The sequence below is a fragment of the Roseovarius aestuariivivens genome, from assembly GCF_004761875.1.
Lineage (GTDB): Bacteria > Pseudomonadota > Alphaproteobacteria > Rhodobacterales > Rhodobacteraceae > Roseovarius > Roseovarius aestuariivivens.
Window position 1 is genome coordinate 291,089 of record NZ_SJEY01000003.1, and the last position, 16,689, is coordinate 307,777.

Annotated in this window: 15 protein-coding genes; 5 read left to right on the forward strand and 10 right to left on the reverse strand. The window is 62.5% G+C overall.

Translation table 11 applies throughout. The features are described from left to right. From EZV60_RS06900 to EZV60_RS06910, 3 genes are all read left to right on the forward strand, one after another. Positions 1–1,362: a glutamine synthetase family protein gene (locus EZV60_RS06900; RefSeq protein ID WP_135503655.1), complete on the forward strand. Its 1,362-nt coding sequence runs from the start codon at positions 1–3 to the stop codon at positions 1,360–1,362. Positions 1,363–1,370: 8 nt separating this feature from the next. After that, positions 1,371–2,672, forward strand: a complete 1,302-nt coding sequence (locus tag EZV60_RS06905) for an NAD(P)/FAD-dependent oxidoreductase (protein ID WP_135503657.1) — start codon at positions 1,371–1,373, stop codon at positions 2,670–2,672. A gap of 216 nt (positions 2,673–2,888) precedes the next feature. After that, the gene (locus EZV60_RS06910; RefSeq protein ID WP_135503659.1) at positions 2,889–4,100 is read left to right on the forward strand and encodes a DegT/DnrJ/EryC1/StrS family aminotransferase; all 1,212 of its coding nucleotides are present in this window, start codon (positions 2,889–2,891) and stop codon (positions 4,098–4,100) included. Between the two features lie 24 nt (positions 4,101–4,124). On the opposite strand, the gene EZV60_RS06915 is transcribed toward EZV60_RS06910, so the two are convergent. The 4 genes from EZV60_RS06915 to EZV60_RS06930 all read right to left on the reverse strand — a co-directional run bounded on the left by EZV60_RS06915 (position 4,125) and on the right by EZV60_RS06930 (position 8,226). After that, the gene (locus EZV60_RS06915; RefSeq protein ID WP_135503661.1) at positions 4,125–5,120 is read right to left on the reverse strand and encodes a LysR family transcriptional regulator; all 996 of its coding nucleotides are present in this window, start codon (positions 5,118–5,120) and stop codon (positions 4,125–4,127) included. 6 nt (positions 5,121–5,126) lie between these two features. Continuing rightward, positions 5,127–5,687, reverse strand: a complete 561-nt coding sequence (phaR, locus tag EZV60_RS06920) for a polyhydroxyalkanoate synthesis repressor PhaR (protein WP_135503663.1) — start codon at positions 5,685–5,687, stop codon at positions 5,127–5,129. Between the two features lie 135 nt (positions 5,688–5,822). Next, the gene (locus EZV60_RS06925) at positions 5,823–6,272 is read right to left on the reverse strand and encodes a phasin family protein (RefSeq protein WP_135503665.1); all 450 of its coding nucleotides are present in this window, start codon (positions 6,270–6,272) and stop codon (positions 5,823–5,825) included. Between the two features lie 151 nt (positions 6,273–6,423). Beyond that, positions 6,424–8,226, reverse strand: a complete 1,803-nt coding sequence (locus EZV60_RS06930; protein ID WP_135503667.1) for a PHA/PHB synthase family protein — start codon at positions 8,224–8,226, stop codon at positions 6,424–6,426. A gap of 157 nt (positions 8,227–8,383) precedes the next feature. Between EZV60_RS06930 and phaZ the strand changes: the two genes are divergently transcribed. Then, entirely contained in the window at positions 8,384–9,682 is a 1,299-nt protein-coding gene (gene phaZ / locus EZV60_RS06935) for a polyhydroxyalkanoate depolymerase (protein WP_135503669.1), read from the forward strand. Positions 9,683–9,766: 84 nt separating this feature from the next. On the opposite strand, the gene EZV60_RS06940 is transcribed toward phaZ, so the two are convergent. The 6 genes from EZV60_RS06940 to EZV60_RS06965 all read right to left on the reverse strand — a co-directional run bounded on the left by EZV60_RS06940 (position 9,767) and on the right by EZV60_RS06965 (position 14,133). Continuing rightward, complete coding sequence (locus EZV60_RS06940; RefSeq protein ID WP_135503671.1) at positions 9,767–10,408, reverse strand: DUF4386 domain-containing protein; 642 nt, start codon at positions 10,406–10,408, stop codon at positions 9,767–9,769. A 143-nt stretch (positions 10,409–10,551) separates the two neighbouring features. Continuing rightward, complete coding sequence (locus EZV60_RS06945) at positions 10,552–11,280, reverse strand: alpha/beta fold hydrolase (RefSeq protein ID WP_135503673.1); 729 nt, start codon at positions 11,278–11,280, stop codon at positions 10,552–10,554. A gap of 128 nt (positions 11,281–11,408) precedes the next feature. Next, positions 11,409–12,161, reverse strand: coding sequence for an alpha/beta fold hydrolase (locus tag EZV60_RS06950; protein ID WP_135503675.1), 753 nt, complete (start codon positions 12,159–12,161; stop codon positions 11,409–11,411). A gap of 85 nt (positions 12,162–12,246) precedes the next feature. Beyond that, positions 12,247–12,426, reverse strand: coding sequence for a hypothetical protein (locus tag EZV60_RS06955; protein WP_135503677.1), 180 nt, complete (start codon positions 12,424–12,426; stop codon positions 12,247–12,249). A 164-nt stretch (positions 12,427–12,590) separates the two neighbouring features. Next, positions 12,591–13,838, reverse strand: coding sequence for an MFS transporter (locus EZV60_RS06960; RefSeq protein ID WP_245306241.1), 1,248 nt, complete (start codon positions 13,836–13,838; stop codon positions 12,591–12,593). Positions 13,839–13,890: 52 nt separating this feature from the next. Next, on the reverse strand, positions 13,891–14,133 hold the full coding sequence (locus tag EZV60_RS06965; RefSeq protein WP_135503680.1) for a hypothetical protein: 243 nt from the start codon (positions 14,131–14,133) through the stop codon (positions 13,891–13,893). A 363-nt stretch (positions 14,134–14,496) separates the two neighbouring features. Here EZV60_RS06965 and thrS point away from each other — a divergent pair, with 363 nt between their 5' ends. Next, positions 14,497–16,476 carry a threonine--tRNA ligase gene (thrS, locus tag EZV60_RS06970; protein ID WP_135503682.1) on the forward strand — a complete coding sequence of 660 codons (1,980 nt, stop codon included), beginning with the start codon at positions 14,497–14,499 and terminating at the stop codon, positions 16,474–16,476. Positions 16,477–16,689 lie beyond the last annotated feature (213 nt).

The window sequence follows — 16,689 nt, forward strand, 5'->3', positions numbered from 1 at the left end:
ATGGCCAAGGACTGGACCGAGACACTGCCGCAAGCCGCGCAGGAATACCTCGAAGGCCGCCGGCTCGACGAGGTGGAATGCATCATTGCCGATCTGCCCGGCATCGCGCGCGGCAAGGCGGTGCCGGCCTCCAAGTTTCAGCGCCAGCAGCATTTCCACCTGCCCGACTCGATCTTCTTCCAGACCATCACCGGCGACTGGGGCGAGGCCGCGGGCGAGGAAGGTTTCATCGAGCGCGACATGATCCTGCGCCCCGACATGAGCACCGCCACCGCCGCCCCCTGGACCGGCGACTGGACGCTGCAGGTGATCCACGACGCCTTCGACCGCGACGGCGAGCCCATTCCCTACGCACCGCGCAATGTGCTCAAGCGCGTCGTGGCGATGTACGAAAAACGCGGATTGAAACCCGTGGTCGCGCCCGAGATGGAGTTCTACCTCATCGCCCGCAATCTCGATCCGGCTAAGGAAATTCAGCCCATGGTGGGCCGCTCGGGCCGACCGGCGGCGGCGCGACAGGCCTATTCCATGACCGCAGTCGATGAATTCGGCCCGGTCATCGACGACATCTACGACTTCGCCGAGGCGCAGGGCTTCGAGATCGACGGCATCACGCAGGAAGGCGGCGCGGGCCAGCTCGAAATCAACCTCCGCCATGGCCACCCGGTCAAGCTTGCTGACGAGGTCTTCTACTTCAAGCGCCTCATCCGCGAGGCCGCGCTGCGTCACGACTGCTTCGCCACCTTCATGGCCAAGCCCATCCCCGGCGAACCGGGAAGTGCCATGCATATCCACCATTCGCTCATTGACCTGGAAACCGGCCGGAACGCGTTTTCCGGGCCCCAGGGCGGCGAGACCGACATGTTCTATCACTTCATCGGCGGCTTGCAGAAACACCTGCCCGCCGCGATCGCGGTGATGGCGCCCTATGTCAATTCCTACCGCCGCTACGTGCCCGATAGCGCCGCTCCCATCAACCTCGCCTGGGGTCGCGACAATCGCACCACGGGCATCCGCGTGCCGCTCTCGGACGCGGCCGCGCGGCGGGTGGAAAACCGGATGGGCGGCATGGATTGCAATCCCTATCTCGGCATCGCCGTCAGCCTCGCCTGCGGGCTTCTCGGGCTCGAGAACGAAATCCGCCCCGAACCGCAGTTTCGCGGCGACGCCTATAAAGGAGAGCCTGACATCCCCGAGGTCATGGGCGCCGCCCTCGATCTTTTCGAGGAGGCCGAGGATTTGCACCGTGTGCTCGATCCCGAATTCGCCCGTGTCTATTCGATCATCAAGCGCACCGAATATGCCGAGTTCCTGCAGGTGATCTCACCCTGGGAACGCGAGCACCTGCTGCTCAACGTCTGACCGCGCCCATGAATCTGCTGCACAGCAATGACCGCCCCGGCCAGTATCCGCCAAGCTGGTACGCCGCCACCGCGACGCCCCCCGATCCGTTCCCGCCGCTGAAAGGTGAAACGCGAGCGGATGTCTGCGTGATCGGCGCGGGCTTCACCGGGCTCTCGGCGGCGCTGCACCTGGCGCAAAAAGGGCTCGACGTTGTGCTCTTGGAGGCGCAGCGCGTGGGCTTCGGCGCGTCCGGGCGCAACGGCGGACAGCTTGGCACCGGTCAGCGGCAGGACCAGATCGCGCTGGAAAAGATGGTGGGCAAGGATCACGCCCGCCGCCTGTGGGATCTCGGGCAGGACAGCAAGGCGCTCGTCAAATCGCTGGTGGCCGAGCACGGCATCGACTGCCACCTCAAGCCTGGCATTGCGCATCTGGGGTTCTCGAAATCCGAAATGGACGAAGAGCACCGCTATGCCGACCACCTGGCAAAGCACTACGATTACGAGATCGAGACGCTGGACCGCGACGCAGGCCACGCGCTCTGCCCCTCGCCCGCCTATCATGGCGGCACGCTCGATATGGACGCAGGCCACCTGCATCCGCTCGCCTATGCCTTCGGTCTGGCGACCGCCTGCGCCGCCGCCGGTGTCCGGATCTTTGAGCGCGCCGAAGTGCATCACATCGCCGAAGGCCGCCCCGCCACGGTCAAGACCGACGCGGGGCGCGTCACCGCCGATCACGTCATCCTCGCAGGCAACGGATATCTCGGCGGTCTCAACCGCAAGGTCGCTGCGCGGGTCATGCCGATCAACAATTTCGTCGCCGCGACCGCCCCCCTGGGCGAGGACGCCGCAAAGGTGCTCACCCGCGACGTCGCCGTGGCCGATACCAAGTTCGTGGTGAACTACTTCCGCCTTTCCCACGACACCCGCCTGCTTTTCGGCGGCGGAGAGACCTATGGCTACCGCTTTCCCGCCGACATCGCCGCGCTGGTGCGCAAGCCGATGGTTAAGATCTTTCCCCATCTGGCCGATATTCCCATCGATTACGCCTGGGGCGGCACGCTTGCCATCACCATGAAACGCCTGCCCTACCTGGCTCGTGTCGCGCCCAATATCCTGTCGGCCTCGGGATATTCCGGGCATGGCGTGGGCATGGCGACGCTGTCGGGCAAACTCCTGGCCGAGGCCGTGGCGGGCGAGGCCGCAGGGTTCGAGACCATGGCGAAAATCCCGACCACGCCCTTCCCCGGCGGCGCGGCCTTCCGCTCGCCGCTCCTCGTGCTCGCGATGAGCTGGTACGCCATGCGCGACCGTCTGGGCGTCTGAATTAACCCTTTCGCCTCCTGACAAGGCTTCATTCCGGCGGTGTACGGGGTGTGTACGGCCTGTGTACGGATGTCACAGGACCGGATTTCGCATGCCGGGCTTTTTTACCACAGCAACCGCACCGTTAACCCGACCCGAAGATTTCGCTTTGGATTCCCGGGGGCTTGAGCTACCAATTTAAGCAAATCAAAAAACAGGCTTTAGGATTTCCGAAACATGACCCTTGCTCCCAACGTCTACGACGCCGAACCGATCCCCGAGGCCGCCCGCGTCGAGATCGACAAGCTTATGAAATCAGGCGATCTTTTCCGCTACACCGCGCCGGAAAACGCACCGGTCACCTTGTTGGAGCAGGACTTCGCCACGTATTTCGGCACCCGCTACGCGCTGGCGGTCTCCTCGTGTTCCGCCGCACTTTTCCTGTCGCTCAAGGCGCTCGGCCTCAAGCCCGGCGCGCGCGTTCTTATCCCCGCGTTCACCTTTGCCGCCGTACCCTCCGCCGTGGTGCACGCCGAATGTCAGCCGGTGCTCTGTGAAGTGGGCGAGAATTACCGCGTCGACATCGACGATTTCGCGATCAAGCTCGGCCTCGATATCGACGCCGTGATCGTCAGCCACATGCGCGGCCACACCTCCGACATGGACGCGATCATGGCGCTCTGCGACGCGCGCGGCATCCCCGTGGTCGAAGACGCGGCGCATTCGCTCGGCACGCTCTGGGACAGGCGCAAGATCGGCACGATCGGGCGCGTCGGCTGCTTCAGCTTCCAGTCCTACAAGCTGGTGAATGCCGGCGAGGGCGGGATCATGGTGACCAACGACGCCGATCTGGTGGCCCGCGCGGTCATCATGTCGGGCGCCTATGAACACAACTGGTCCAAGCACATCGCCGGGTCCGATCCCGCGCTCGACGCCGCCTTTGCCCGCTGGCAGAACAAGCTGCCGCTTTATAATCTGCGCATTGGTAATCTGTCGGCCGTCATCATCCGCCCGCAGATCCCCGAGATCGCCCGCCGCGTGGCCGACGGGCGCGCCAATCACGACTATGTCGCGGACCGGCTCAACACCTCTCCTTTCCTGCAAGTCCCTGATAAACTTGAAAAAGAGGAACGCGCGCCGGACAGTATCCAGTTCAACCTCGTGGGCATGACCGACGACGAAACGCGGGCGTTCTCTGACGTCGCCGCGGCACGCGGCGTGAAGGTTCAGGTCTTCGGCCTCTCGACCGACAATGCCCGCGCCTTCTGGAACTGGCAGTTCATCACCGGAGAAGTCCCCGACCTGCCCCGCACCCGGGCCATGCTGATGCGCGCCTGCGACGTGCGTCTGCCCGCGCGGCTTAACCGCGAAGAGCTTGATTTCGTGGCCGAAATCCTTGTCATGGCCGCACAAGAGGTAATGGAGAACACCCGCGCCTACGGCACCTGACGCGACGCCGGTCCACCGGCTCCCTCAGGCCGGGGTCGCGGCGCGATCCGTGCACTCCAGAACCTGCAGGTCCTGCGCCAGGAACGGGTAAATCCCGATCGCCGGGGTAACGATCGTATCCTGCAGAATGGGCCGCAGCGTCGCCGCGATCCGGCCTGGCATGTCCTGCAGGATCCCGCGCCGCGCCGTCAGGCTGATCGTCCGGCTCAGCGGCTCGAACGGCAGCGGCATCACGTCGATCTGATCGGCAAACCGTCGCGCGCGCATCAGCGCCAGCGGCGGCAGGATGGTCCAGCCCGTGCCCTGCCCGACCAGCGCCAGGATCGCGTGATAGCTGTCCAGCTCGAACCGGTGCGGCCAGCTCAGCGTCTGCCGCGCCAGATGCGCCGAGATCAGCCGCCCCATGTAATGCCGCTCGGTGTATTGCACGAGGGGCAACTGCTTGATCTGACGCAGGATATCCGCGTCCTGCCGCACTGCCCCCTTGGGCGCCGCCGCCACGAACCCCTCGCGCAGCAGCGGGTGCACCTCGGCCCAGTCATCGCTGACATTAAGCTCCGAGGCCACGATCACATCCAGAACACGACTTTCCAGCAGCTCGTAAAGCGTATGGCTCGCCCCCGTTTCCAGAAGGAACTGACTTGCCTTCAGCTCTCCGGCCATATGGGTCAGAAGCTGCGGCGTCACGTCCGCCTCGAGATCCTCGATCATGCCCAACCGGAACCGCGTCAGCATCGCCAGATCCGACATCGCCAGTTCCGCGCGCGCCAGCGCCGCCTCGTTGAGGATGACCTGCGCCCGCCGTTGCAGAATCTCGCCCGCCGGCGTCAGCCGCACAGGCCGCGCGTTGCGCTGCAAAAGCGTGGCACCCACGGCAGATTCCAGATTGGTCAATTGCTGGCTGACCGCCGACGGGCTGGCCCCCAGCCGTTTCGCCGCGGCGGAAATCGACCGCTCGTCAGCGGCGGCCATGAACACCTCGATGCCCCATAGCGTGATGCGACCGGGACTATCGACCATGGGGTGTTACTTGCCCATCTTGGACAGTTTGCTCTGCAGTTCGGCCAATTGCGACCGGATCGCCTGCAGGTCCTCGTCGTCCTTGGCCGCATCGTCATCCGGCGCGGGCCCGCTTGTTCCCATGCCGGGCATCTTGCCGCCGGTCATTGCCTTCAGAAACGCCTCCTGCTGGGCGCGCATGGCCTCCATCCCGGGCATCTGCGCCAGCGGATTGGCCTTGGCCATGTTTTCCATCATCTGGCTCTGCCCCTTCTGCAGCATCTCGAAACTCGCGGCGAGAAAATCGGGCACCATTGACGTGGCGTGGGTCGTATAGCTGCGCACCAGGTCGTTCAGCACGTTCACCGGCAACACGTTCTCGCCGCGGCTTTCATGCTCGGCGATGATCTGCAACAGGTATTGCCGGGTCAGGTCGTCGCCGGATTTCAGATCGATGATCTGCACCTCGCGGCCATCACGGATGAACTCCGCGATATCTTCCAACGTCACGTAATCCGAGGTTTCGGTATTGTAGAGACGGCGGCTGGCATACCGCTTGATCAACAGGGTTTTTTCGGAATCAGCCACGTTTCGTCCTCCCGGATTGCAGCGCTGCAGAAAACCTTATGCCACTGCAGAACAAAAAGAAAGGGCGAGCCACGAGGACTCGCCCTTGAGAAGCGGGCTCTAAATTGGGAGGAAACAGAGCCCGAATTCGTAACCTTACTTCGCCGTGGTCGAAGCTTTCTTGGCCGCGGCGGTCATGTCGTCGGTCGCCTTCTTAACGGCTTTTGCAGTGTCTTCCTGCATGTCTTTGCCGGCTGCCATCATCAGTTCGACGGTGTCCATCTGAACTTTCTTGGCGATCTCGGCGAAAGCAGCCATGTGCTCTGCGGCGCTCTCGGCATTGGCCGATGCGAAATCGGTCATCGCCTTGGCGTAATCGGCAGGCTCCGACTTGGCTTTGGTCATTTCGCTCATCTTGGCAAGGGTCTCTTTGGTCCACTTGCTGGACAGCTCAGCCGACTTGTCGGCGGCGTCCAGAGCAACACCCGAGAGCTTCTCGCTCAGAGCAGCTTGATTCTTGAACACATCTTCCATCGCTTTGGTGTCGACGGGGAATGCACCCATGAAGTCTTTCATGATGGTGTTGATGTCTTGTGCTTTTGCCATTGGTGTGGCCTCCTTGAATTTCGTTTGCGGTTCAGCAGGACCGTCCTGCGTTCTGCATCTGCAAACTACATACATGCCGCAACGCAGCATTTCAAGGGGTTTTTCTGCACTGCAGCAAAAATCTCCGGAAAGACCGACTTTCCCTTTCCAATCAGACACTTGCCTTCTTCTTAACGTACGTTCCGGGTGCCGGAGCCAGGGGCGGATGCTCCGAATCCCCCGGTTCACGGGCCTTGATCTTGGCCCCGGACCGCTTGCGCAGCCACTCTTCCCAGCGCGGCCACCACGATCCTTCGTGATCCACAGCGCCCTTCAGCCACGCCTCGGGCGTGTCCGGCAGATCGCTGTTGGTGTAATAGCCGTATTTCTTTTTCGAGGGCGGATTGACGATGCCCGCGATGTGACCCGATTCCGACACCACAAAGGTCCGGTCCTTGCTGCTGGTCTGCAGGAAGCCGCGATAGCAATCCTTCCACGGAGCAATGTGATCGGTCTCGCAGGTGATCGCCATGATCGGCAGGCTTACGTCGCTGACGTGAATCTTTTCCCCGCAAAGCTCGAAGCCCTCTGTCGTGAACAGGTTATTCTGGCACAGCCCGCGCAGATACTCCTTCGTCATCCGCCCCGGCAGGTTGGACCCGTCCCCGTTCCAGTAGAGCAAGTCGAAGGCGGGCGGGCTTTCCCCCATCATGTAGCTGCGGATCGCGGGTTTGAAGATCAGGTCGTTTGACCGCAGGAACGACATCGTGCGCCCCAGGATGAACGACCGCATCACGCCTTGCTCTTCCACTTCACGCTCGATCCCGTCGACGAAATCGTCCTGCAGGAACGGCGTAAACTCCCCCTGCACGCCGAAATCGGTCAGCGCGGTGAAGAACGTGGCGGATTTCACGCTCTTGTCGCCGCGCTTGGCCATCAGGGCCAGCGTCAGGTGCAGCGTCGTGCCCGCGATACAATAGCCCACCGCGTTGACCTGTTTCTCGCCGGTGATCGCCTTGACCTCGCGGATGGCCGTCAGAAACCCGTCCTCGACATAGGTATCCATACCGGCATCCCTGTAGGACGCATCGGGATTGATCCAGCTGACGACAAACAGGGTATAGCCCTGATCGACGATCCACTTGATCAGGCTGTTCTCCTGCTTGAGGTCGAGAATGTAGAATTTGTTGATCCAAGGCGGAAAGATCACGATCGGCGTCTTGTACACCTGTTCCGTTGTGGGCGTGTACTGGATCAGCTCCATCATGTGGTTGCGATAGACCACCTCGCCCGGTGTCACCGCCACGTTTTCGCCCAGCTCGAACGCCTTCTCGTCGCACAACCGCACAACCATCTCGCCATTATTGGCCTCAAGGTCCGCAACGAGGTTCTCAAGACCCTTCACAAGGCTCTCGCCATCCGTTTCGACCGCCTTTTCCAGCGCATCCGGGTTGGTGCCCAGGAAATTCGTCGGGCTCAGCATGTCGACGATCTGGCGCGAGAAATAGCGCAGACGCTGCTTGTCCTTGTCGTCAAGATCCTCGGCCTCGGCGACCGCCTGCTCGATGGCCTGCTTGTTCAGCGCGTACTGGTGCTTGATGTAATGAAAGAACGGGTTGCTCTCCCACAGCGGGTTGGAAAACCGCTTGTCCCCTGCCAGCGGGTCGGGCTCGTCGCCGTGGTCCTCGACCTTGCCTGTCGCAAGATGCTGCTGAGCCTCGATGAAGTGGCGCACCGATTTGCCCCAATATTCAAGCTGCTGCTCATACATCCTGCCCGGATTTTCCAGCATCGACTGCCAGTAGGATGACGCCGCCTTCATAAAAAAGTCATTGCTGGGCGCGTTAAGTTCCGGCGCTGGCGGATTGCGCTGCGACAGCGCCTGCACCAGCCGCTGCGACAAGGACTCGACCCGCTCCAGATTGCTGGTCAGCTTGTCCAGATTCTTGACCTCGGCCTTGTCTTGCGTTGCCATGGCTCGCATCTCCTCTTAATTTTTCTGCTTCGCAGCATGGCGTCCTCCACGCCAAGCTGATATATAAACCTTAACTCGTGGCGCGTACACCGCCGTCACGCCCGTCTGTGACTGCGGCCAAAGGGACCGGGGCCGCAGGATCAAAGGAGTATCTCCAATGCGCTACATGATCACCTATGATCTCATGGAAACCATGCGCAATACCAATCAGTGGCTCGGCGCAACCGCGCTGTCCATGGCGTCTTATCCGATATTCAGCATGGTTCCGAACCCCACACTAAACTGGATGGCCGCCTGGGGCGAGGTGACCGAACGCACGTTCCAGCGCATGGTGGTCAAACCCGACTGGGGCATCGAATCAATCACCGGCGCGGATGGCCGCGATCACCTCATCAATATCGAGACGCGGGTCGAACGCCCGTTCGGCGACCTCATCCACTTCGACGTGCAGGGGCGCGACGAAATGGACCGCCGCGTGCTGCTCGTGGCGCCGATGTCGGGCCACTACGCCACGCTTCTGCGCTCGACCGTCAAATCGCTCCTGCCCGACTGCGAGGTCTTTGTCACCGACTGGCACAACGCCCGTGACATTCCCGTCTCGGCAGGCAAGTTCGATATCGAGGATTACACGCTCTACCTGATGGACTTCATGAAAGAGCTGGGATCCGACCTGCACGTAATCGCCGTCTGTCAGCCGGCGCCGCTGACCCTCGCGGCCACCGCCTATTTGGCAGAGCTCGACCCCGACGCACAGCCGCGCTCGCTCACGCTGATCGGTGGGCCGATCGACCCCAATGCGGCCCCGACCGACGTGACCGATTTCGGCCACAGCGTCACCATGGGCCAGCTCGAAGAGATGATGATCCAGCGCGTCGGCTTCAAATACCCCGGCGTCGGGCGCAAGGTCTATCCCGGCCTGCTGCAGCTCGCGTCCTTCATGTCGATGAACGCCGACCGCCACGGCGAGGCGTTCTACAATCAGATCACCCGCGTCGCCCAAGGTCAGGCCAGCGACCGTGACCCGCATAACAAGTTCTACGACGAATACCTCGCCGTCATGGACATGCCGGCGGAATTCTACCTGTCGACCGTCGACCGGATCTTCAAGAACGGCGAGATCGCCAGCAACGAATTCGTCGTTGCGGGCCACAAGGTCGATATCGGTGCGATCACCAATGTCGCGGTCAAGACCGTCGAGGGCGGCAAGGACGATATCTCGGCGCCGGGTCAGTGCGTCGCGGCGCTCGACCTGCTGACCGGCCTGCCCGACAGCAAGAAGGCCAGCTATCTGGAACCGGACGCCGGGCACTACGGTATCTTCGCGGGCCGCTCCTGGCGCAATAACATCCGGCCTCTGGTGCTCGATTTCATTGACGCCAATTCCGAAGCCCCGGCCAAGCGCAGCCGCACCGCGCCGCGGCGCTCCAAGAAATCCAAGGACATGGCGGCGGAATAACCGCCGCCGCGCCACCGCCGGGCGCGCAGACGCCGTGATCAATATCGGCCATGCGCCAATTTCGCGCGTGATCCGCGCTGACGCTCAAATCTTTGCGCGAAAAAGCAGCCACAGACAAAGGGCGCTCTCGACCACCAGCGGGATCAGATAAGCGGGCTCGATCACCGCCGCCCGGTCAGGCGCGACAAGCCGCGTCAGGCTCCCCGTCGCATAGACAAGACCGGACGCCGCAAGACCACCTGCGATCACCTTGGGCAAACGCGTACGCCACAGCAGGATCGACATGATCGCGCAGTTCACGGCGAACAGGATCAGACCGATGTCATATCCAAGCGCGTGCAAATCAGTCATATGCACCGCGATGCGTGGCGCATCGGCAAGCAATGACGGGACACTGCCCAAGGCCATCAGACTGGCACCGATAAGCACGGCCTGCCCCAACCGGAACACCATGGCGGCCAGCGCCAAGGCGCTGGAGAGGTGGCGCAAGATTTCGAAAAAGACGAGCGCAAGCGCGACATCCGCGATCATCATCACCGTGTCGGCCACAAGGCTCAAACGAAGTTGACCGGTATTCGCGGCAAAGGCTTGGGCGATTTGATCTGGCGTACCCTGCAGCAACGGACCGCGCAAAAACATCTCGGCGGTGATTCCGCACAGAATGATGACCAGGTACAGCACACCGGCAAACCGGACGAGGCGCGGATCAGCCAAAGACGGTTTCACGGGCGCGTCCCTTCCGTGAACCGAACCCAGGTCATGCCATGCGTCATGGCGTATTCCTTTTCACTTGCGTGGACCATACATGCCGTGCCGCATAGATGGATGGGCACGGATGATCCACACCTTTGGCAAAGGATCTCCCAGACCTACTCGGCCACCACCCGTCTTTGCAGGACCAGCGGCTGTTTCATCCAAACGCGCAGCGCCGCGGTGACGGCCTCGGGCGCTTCCAGCGTCGGCAGGTGGCCCGCATCCTGGATCAGCGCCAGTTCCGCATGGGGGATCAACCCGGCCATGAATTCGTGCCGCTTGACCGGCGTCAGCCCGTCATGCACCCCGCACAACACCAGCGCCGGCACGTGGCATTTGCGCAGCGTCGCCTGGTAATCCCGCCGCCGCTGCAGCGCGCGCGCCTGCCGGGTGATCGCCGCACAGCCGATGTTCTCGGCCATCTTGCCCACCTGGTACAGAACCGCCGTCCGGTCCGGACCGGGCGCCAGATATTCCGGGCGCATGATCGCCGCAACCGCCTGATCCAGAAGACCCGCGCGCAACTTGGTGATCAGCGGCTCGTAATCCGCCGCGGATTGCGGCGTCTCGGCCAGTGAATTTGTATCCATCAGCGCGATCCGCGTCACCCTCTCGGGTGCGCGCCGCATGATCTCCATCGCCACGATCCCGCCCATCGACAGACCCGCCAGCGCGAATTTGCGCGGCAGCGTATCAAGGATGTTCGACGCGATTTCCTCGATCCGGTCGCCCTCTGTGACCGGCGCCACGACAAGGGTCATTTCCGGGCTAAGCGCCTGAATTTGCGGCGCGAACACCCGGGAATCGCAAAGCATTCCCGGCAAAAGGACCAGCGGCTCGACCATGATTTTTCCTTACTGCTCGCAATACGCGTTTTTGTTTTTTTGAATCCTGCCACAGGCGAGGCGTTTTTCCAAGCGTCCCGTCGCGCAGAGACCCGCAGCGCGATCATCCGCCGGGGCGTCGGCCGCGGTCACCCGACCCGCTGCAGCACCTCCTGCAGCGCCGCCTCGATCACGCCAAGGCACTCGGGATCGGAAAACCGGTGGTCGGCCCCCTTCACCAGTGTAAGACGCAGATTCGGCCCTGTCGCATGATCCAGAAGCCGCAGCGCCACCGACACCTCCACATCCGCATCCGCGGTTCCCTGCAGGAACCGCACCGGGAACGGCAGATCCAGCGGCGCGCGCAGCACCAGATGCCGCCGACCGTCCTCTATCAGCTTCTTGGTGATGACATAGGGCTCGCCATAATCACTGGGCAACGCAACCTGCCCGTCCCGCTCCAGCGCGTCGCGCTGCGCTTGGGTGAACCCTGCCCACATGCTGTCCTCGGTGAAATCCGGTGCGGCGGCGATGGTGACAAGCCCCGCCACCTTCTCGGCCATGTCCCGCGCACAAAGAAGCGAGATCCAGCCGCCCATCGACGATCCGACAAGAACCTGCGGCCCCTCCGTGACCGCGCCGATGACGGCTTTGGCATCTTCGGCCCATGCGCCGATCGAGCCGTCGGTGAACGCCTCCGAGCTTTGCCCATGCCCGGAATAGTCAAAGCGCAGAAAGGCGCGGCCCTTCGCCCGCGCCCAAGCCTCAAGATGTACGGCCTTGGTGCCGTCCATATCGGATTTGAACCCGCCCAGAAACACGATGCCGGGACCCGTGCCATCGCTTCTGTGAAAGGCAAGCTGCCGACCCTGCGGCGATGTCAGAAATTCCGGCGTGTCCATATCGGCCCCTCGCGTTACCCGGTCGAACGTCCCGGGCAGAAACTGGCCGATAAGGCGCCCCCTTGGCAACCGCTCGCGGTCGAAATCAGGCGATGGAGCCGATGATTCTCTCGATCCGGTCCAGCGTCCACTGGCGATTGCGCGGGGGCGTGTCTTGCTCGGGATCCGCGTCGGCGGCGTCATCCGCCGTCGCCTGCGCCGCGCCATGGCCCGTAGATGGGGCGCGCGCGGGCTTCGTGTCGAAACGTCTGTCTATCTTGGCCATTCCGGCTCTCCGATCTCGGGTCCTGCTCGCAACGTTATGCTGCACATGCACAAGCCTAACACCCCTCGACCGGATGAAAACTATCTTTTTATGTCAGTCTGTTACAATAAACATTCGCATACGTTCGCACACGCAGCACAACGATTGCATACCGTCACAACGGCTCACGTCTCTGCCTGCCCGACCTCCCTGAGACCAAGCGCCGCGAGCCCGCCAAGCGCGGACATTGCCGCGAAACCGGCCAGCGCGCCGTTGGGTCCGACCCAGCTCAGCGCCCCGCCGAACGCGCCCGCCGCCAGCAGGATGATGCCGATCGCCAGGTTCGCCACCGCCGCGTTGGCCGTGCGCCGGTCCTCGGGCGAGATATCCACAAGATAGGTCGACCGCGCCTGCCGCACGCCGTGATAGGCCACCATCAGAACGAACAGAATGCCCGGAATGAGGAACGGCACCTGGGCCAGTCCCGCCGCCTGCACGCTTATCGCCGCGCCCATCGCCAGCGCCGCGAGCCCGCCTGCGGCCAGAAGCATCATCCGGCTCGACCGGTCCGCCAGCCACCCCCACGCGTAAGAGCTGGCAAAGCCCGCCGCCGCCGAGGCCAGCAACAGCCCGCCCAGCGTCTGCACACTGCCGCCGCCTTCGCCAGTCGTCATCACCGCCAGGAACGGCGGCGCCAGAGCGGTCGAGGTCAGAAGCCCACGGACAAGGATGAACCGCCGCAGGTTAGCGTCCTTCTTCAGCATCTTCCAGTAGCCTTCGGCACTATCCGGCCCACCCGGCTCGCTGTCCTCCTCGCGCAGCCGCGAAAAGGTGAAGAAGGCAAGGATCCACAACACCGACGCTAGCCCGATGGCCGCGATCACCCCCGCCTTGGTTTGCAAGAAACCCGACAAAAGCAACAGCGCAAAGACCAGCACCGCGGCGGACGACACCGAGCCGGCCATGCCGGTCACTGCGCCACGCTTGGCCTGTCCCACCGTCTTGCCCAGAATATCCTTGTAAGAGACCGAGCACGCCGCTCGACAAAGCGCCAGCACCGCAAGCGCCACGCAAAAGACCTGCCCGGCGGCCCAGCCTTCCAGCGTCAGCGCGGCGATCACGATGCCCGCGGCGGCTATCCCCTGCCCCGCACTGCCCAACGCCCACATCCAGCGGCGCTGTTTCATCTGGTTGAGCCGCCCCGCCAGAAAGATTTGCGGCAACAGCGCGCCGGCCTCGCGGATCGGCACCAGAAGCGCAATGAAAATGCCGGGCGCCCCAAGGACACCCAGCAACCAGCTCAGTACGAGCTTTGGATCGATCAGGCCGTCAGCGACCTTTGTCATGCTCAGCGACACAACATGGATCAAGCCGTTCCGGGCTTCGGTCCTGTCGCTTTCCTGGCCTGTCAGGCGTTCAAAGACAGTCTGCACGCAACCTCCGTCGGATAACTGGTGTTACCCGCCGGGGTTGGGGGCAATCCTCTTACCCGCCGATATAGGTCGACCGCTTGGGACGGTAAAAAACTTTTTGGTTGTGCAGGCGACCCAGAAGATCGTGGATCCGGCGTGCAGGCTCCTTGGCCGAGGCCTCGCCGATCGGCGCATCGTCGTTCGACGGCGTCTTGATCAGGCTCTCGGCATACTCGCGCTTCGCACGGCGAAGGGCGTCTTCGATCAGCTCCATATCTTCAACAGACAGTTCGAAATTGACGTTGTAGCGCGCCATGATGTGCTCTCCGTGACTGCGGTGTATTCCGCGATAAGTTATAGTGATTGTGTGTTAGCTACGGGTTAATATAGAAATTCTGCGCCCGCGAACAAGTCGAAAAATTCGCGCTGCGTCAAACTGTTACAAGTCTGCCAGCATACAGACGGATACAAGGCGCGGCATGCTTTGGCACACGAAACCGACGCAATTCGCCCCGAAACCGGCTAAGTGCTTGTCGCGCCTTGGCCTCTTGTCGGCACGCGTCGCCCCCGTGGCGCGGCCTTTCACTTGACTTGCGCCGGGCAGAGGGCCAAAACGCGGCTGCACAAAATACCCGCAACCGGGCGTTCCGTGGGCGCCAAACCGACGAGGAAGCCAGATATGGCCCAGATCTCCCTGACCTTTCCCGATGGCAACGCACGCGACTATGCGGCGGGAATCACCCCCGCCGAGGTCGCCGCTGACATTTCCAATTCCCTGGCGAAAAAGGCCATCTCGGCCCATATCGACGGCCAGCATTGGGACCTTCAGTGGCCCATCGAGCGCGACGCGAAAATCGCCATCAACACGATGAAAGAAGAAGACGCCGCAAACGAACTGGTGCGTCACGACCTCGCCCATATCATGGCCCGCGCCGTGCAGGAAATCTGGCCCGACACCAAGGTCACCATCGGCCCGGTCGTCCAGAACGGCTGGTACTACGATTTCGACCGGGCCGAGCCCTTCACGCCCGAGGACCTTGGCGCCATTGAAAAGAAGATGCGCGAGATCATCAATCTGCGCGACCCCGTCCGCACCGAGGTCTGGGACCGCGACCGCGCAATCCAGCACTACAAAGACAATGACGAGCCCTACAAGGTCGAACTCATTGACGCCATTCCAGGCGATGAGCCGCTGCGCATGTATTGGCACGGCGACTGGCAGGACCTCTGCCGTGGCCCGCACCTTCAGCACACCGGCCAGGTCCCGGCGGATGCGTTCAAGCTCATGTCCATCGCCGGCGCCTATTGGCGCGGCGACAGCAGCCGCCAGATGCTGCAGCGGATCTATGGCGTCGCCTTCACCGGCAAAGAAAAGCTGAAGGCCTATCTCAACTTTCTTGAGGAGGCCGAGAAGCGCGACCACCGCAAGCTCGGCCGCGAGATGAACCTTTTCCACATGCAGGAAGAGGCCCCCGGCCAGGTCTTCTGGCACCCCAACGGCTGGACGATCTACACCACCCTGCAGGATTACATGCGCCGCAAGCAACGCGCGGGCGGCTATAACGAGATCAACACCCCCCAGGTCGTCGACCGCAAACTGTGGGAAAAATCCGGCCATTGGGACAAGTACCAGCACCACATGTTCCTGGTGGAGGTAGACGAGTCCCGCGACGGCGAGGATGACGACGCCACCGTCAAGAACAAGGAGCAGACACGCATCAACGCGCTGAAGCCCATGAACTGTCCCTGCCACGTCCAGGTCTTCAACCAGGGCCTCAAATCCTACCGCGACCTGCCCCTGCGGCTGGCCGAATTCGGCTCTTGCGCGCGGTTCGAACCGTCGGGCGCGCTGCACGGCATCATGCGCGTGCGCGGCTTCACGCAGGATGATGCGCATATTTTTTGCACCGAAGAGCAGATTCAGGACGAATGCGCCCGCTTCATCGACTTCACCGCGAATGTCTATCGCGAGCTTGGGTTCGACAATTTCGAGATCAAGTTTGCCACCCGCCCTGAAAAGCGCGTTGGCACCGATGAAAGCTGGGACTATGTCGAGGGCGCGCTGGAAAACGCGATCAAGGCTGTGGGCCGCGACTACACGCTGGAACCGGGCGATGGCGCCTTTTACGGGCCGAAGCTCGACTTTTACCTCACCGACGCCATCGGCCGGGTTTGGCAATGCGGCACGTTTCAGGTCGATCCCAACCTGCCCGAACGGCTCGATGCCACCTATATCGCCGCCGACGGCGCCAAGCATCGCCCCTATATGCTCCACCGCGCCTGCCTTGGCTCATTTGAACGCTTCATCGGCATTCTGATCGAGAACTGGGAAGGCAAGCTGTCCTTCTGGCTCGCCCCCCGCCAGGTCGTCGTCGCCTCCATCGTGTCCGAGGCGGATGCGTATGTGCATGAAGTCGTCAAAACGCTGCAGTCCGCCGGCGTCCGGGCCGAGGCCGATATCCGCAACGAGAAGATCAACTACAAGGTCCGCGAACACTCCGTCGGCAAGGTGCCGGTCATTCTCGCCTGCGGTCTGCGCGAGGTCGAGGAAAAGACCGTGTCCGTCCGGCGTCTGGGGGAAAAGCAGACCAAGGTCGAAACGCTCGCCGATGTAACAGTTGCGCTTGCCAAGGACGCAACGCCCCCGGATTTGTTGTAACATTTTGTACAAACCGGGCCGTCAGGCTTGTAACAATTTGTACAAGACTGGCGGCAGGCTGGCGATTTTCCGTTTATTAAGAATGCGTTACCCCCTGCGTACAGGCGCGCGGGGGGTTGACGTGCGCGTGTCTGACGCACTCGTGAGTACGCTTTGGGCGCGACCGGCGATAGCGTTGGGTATCGCCGCCCGGACCAACCGGGTACGGCGTCT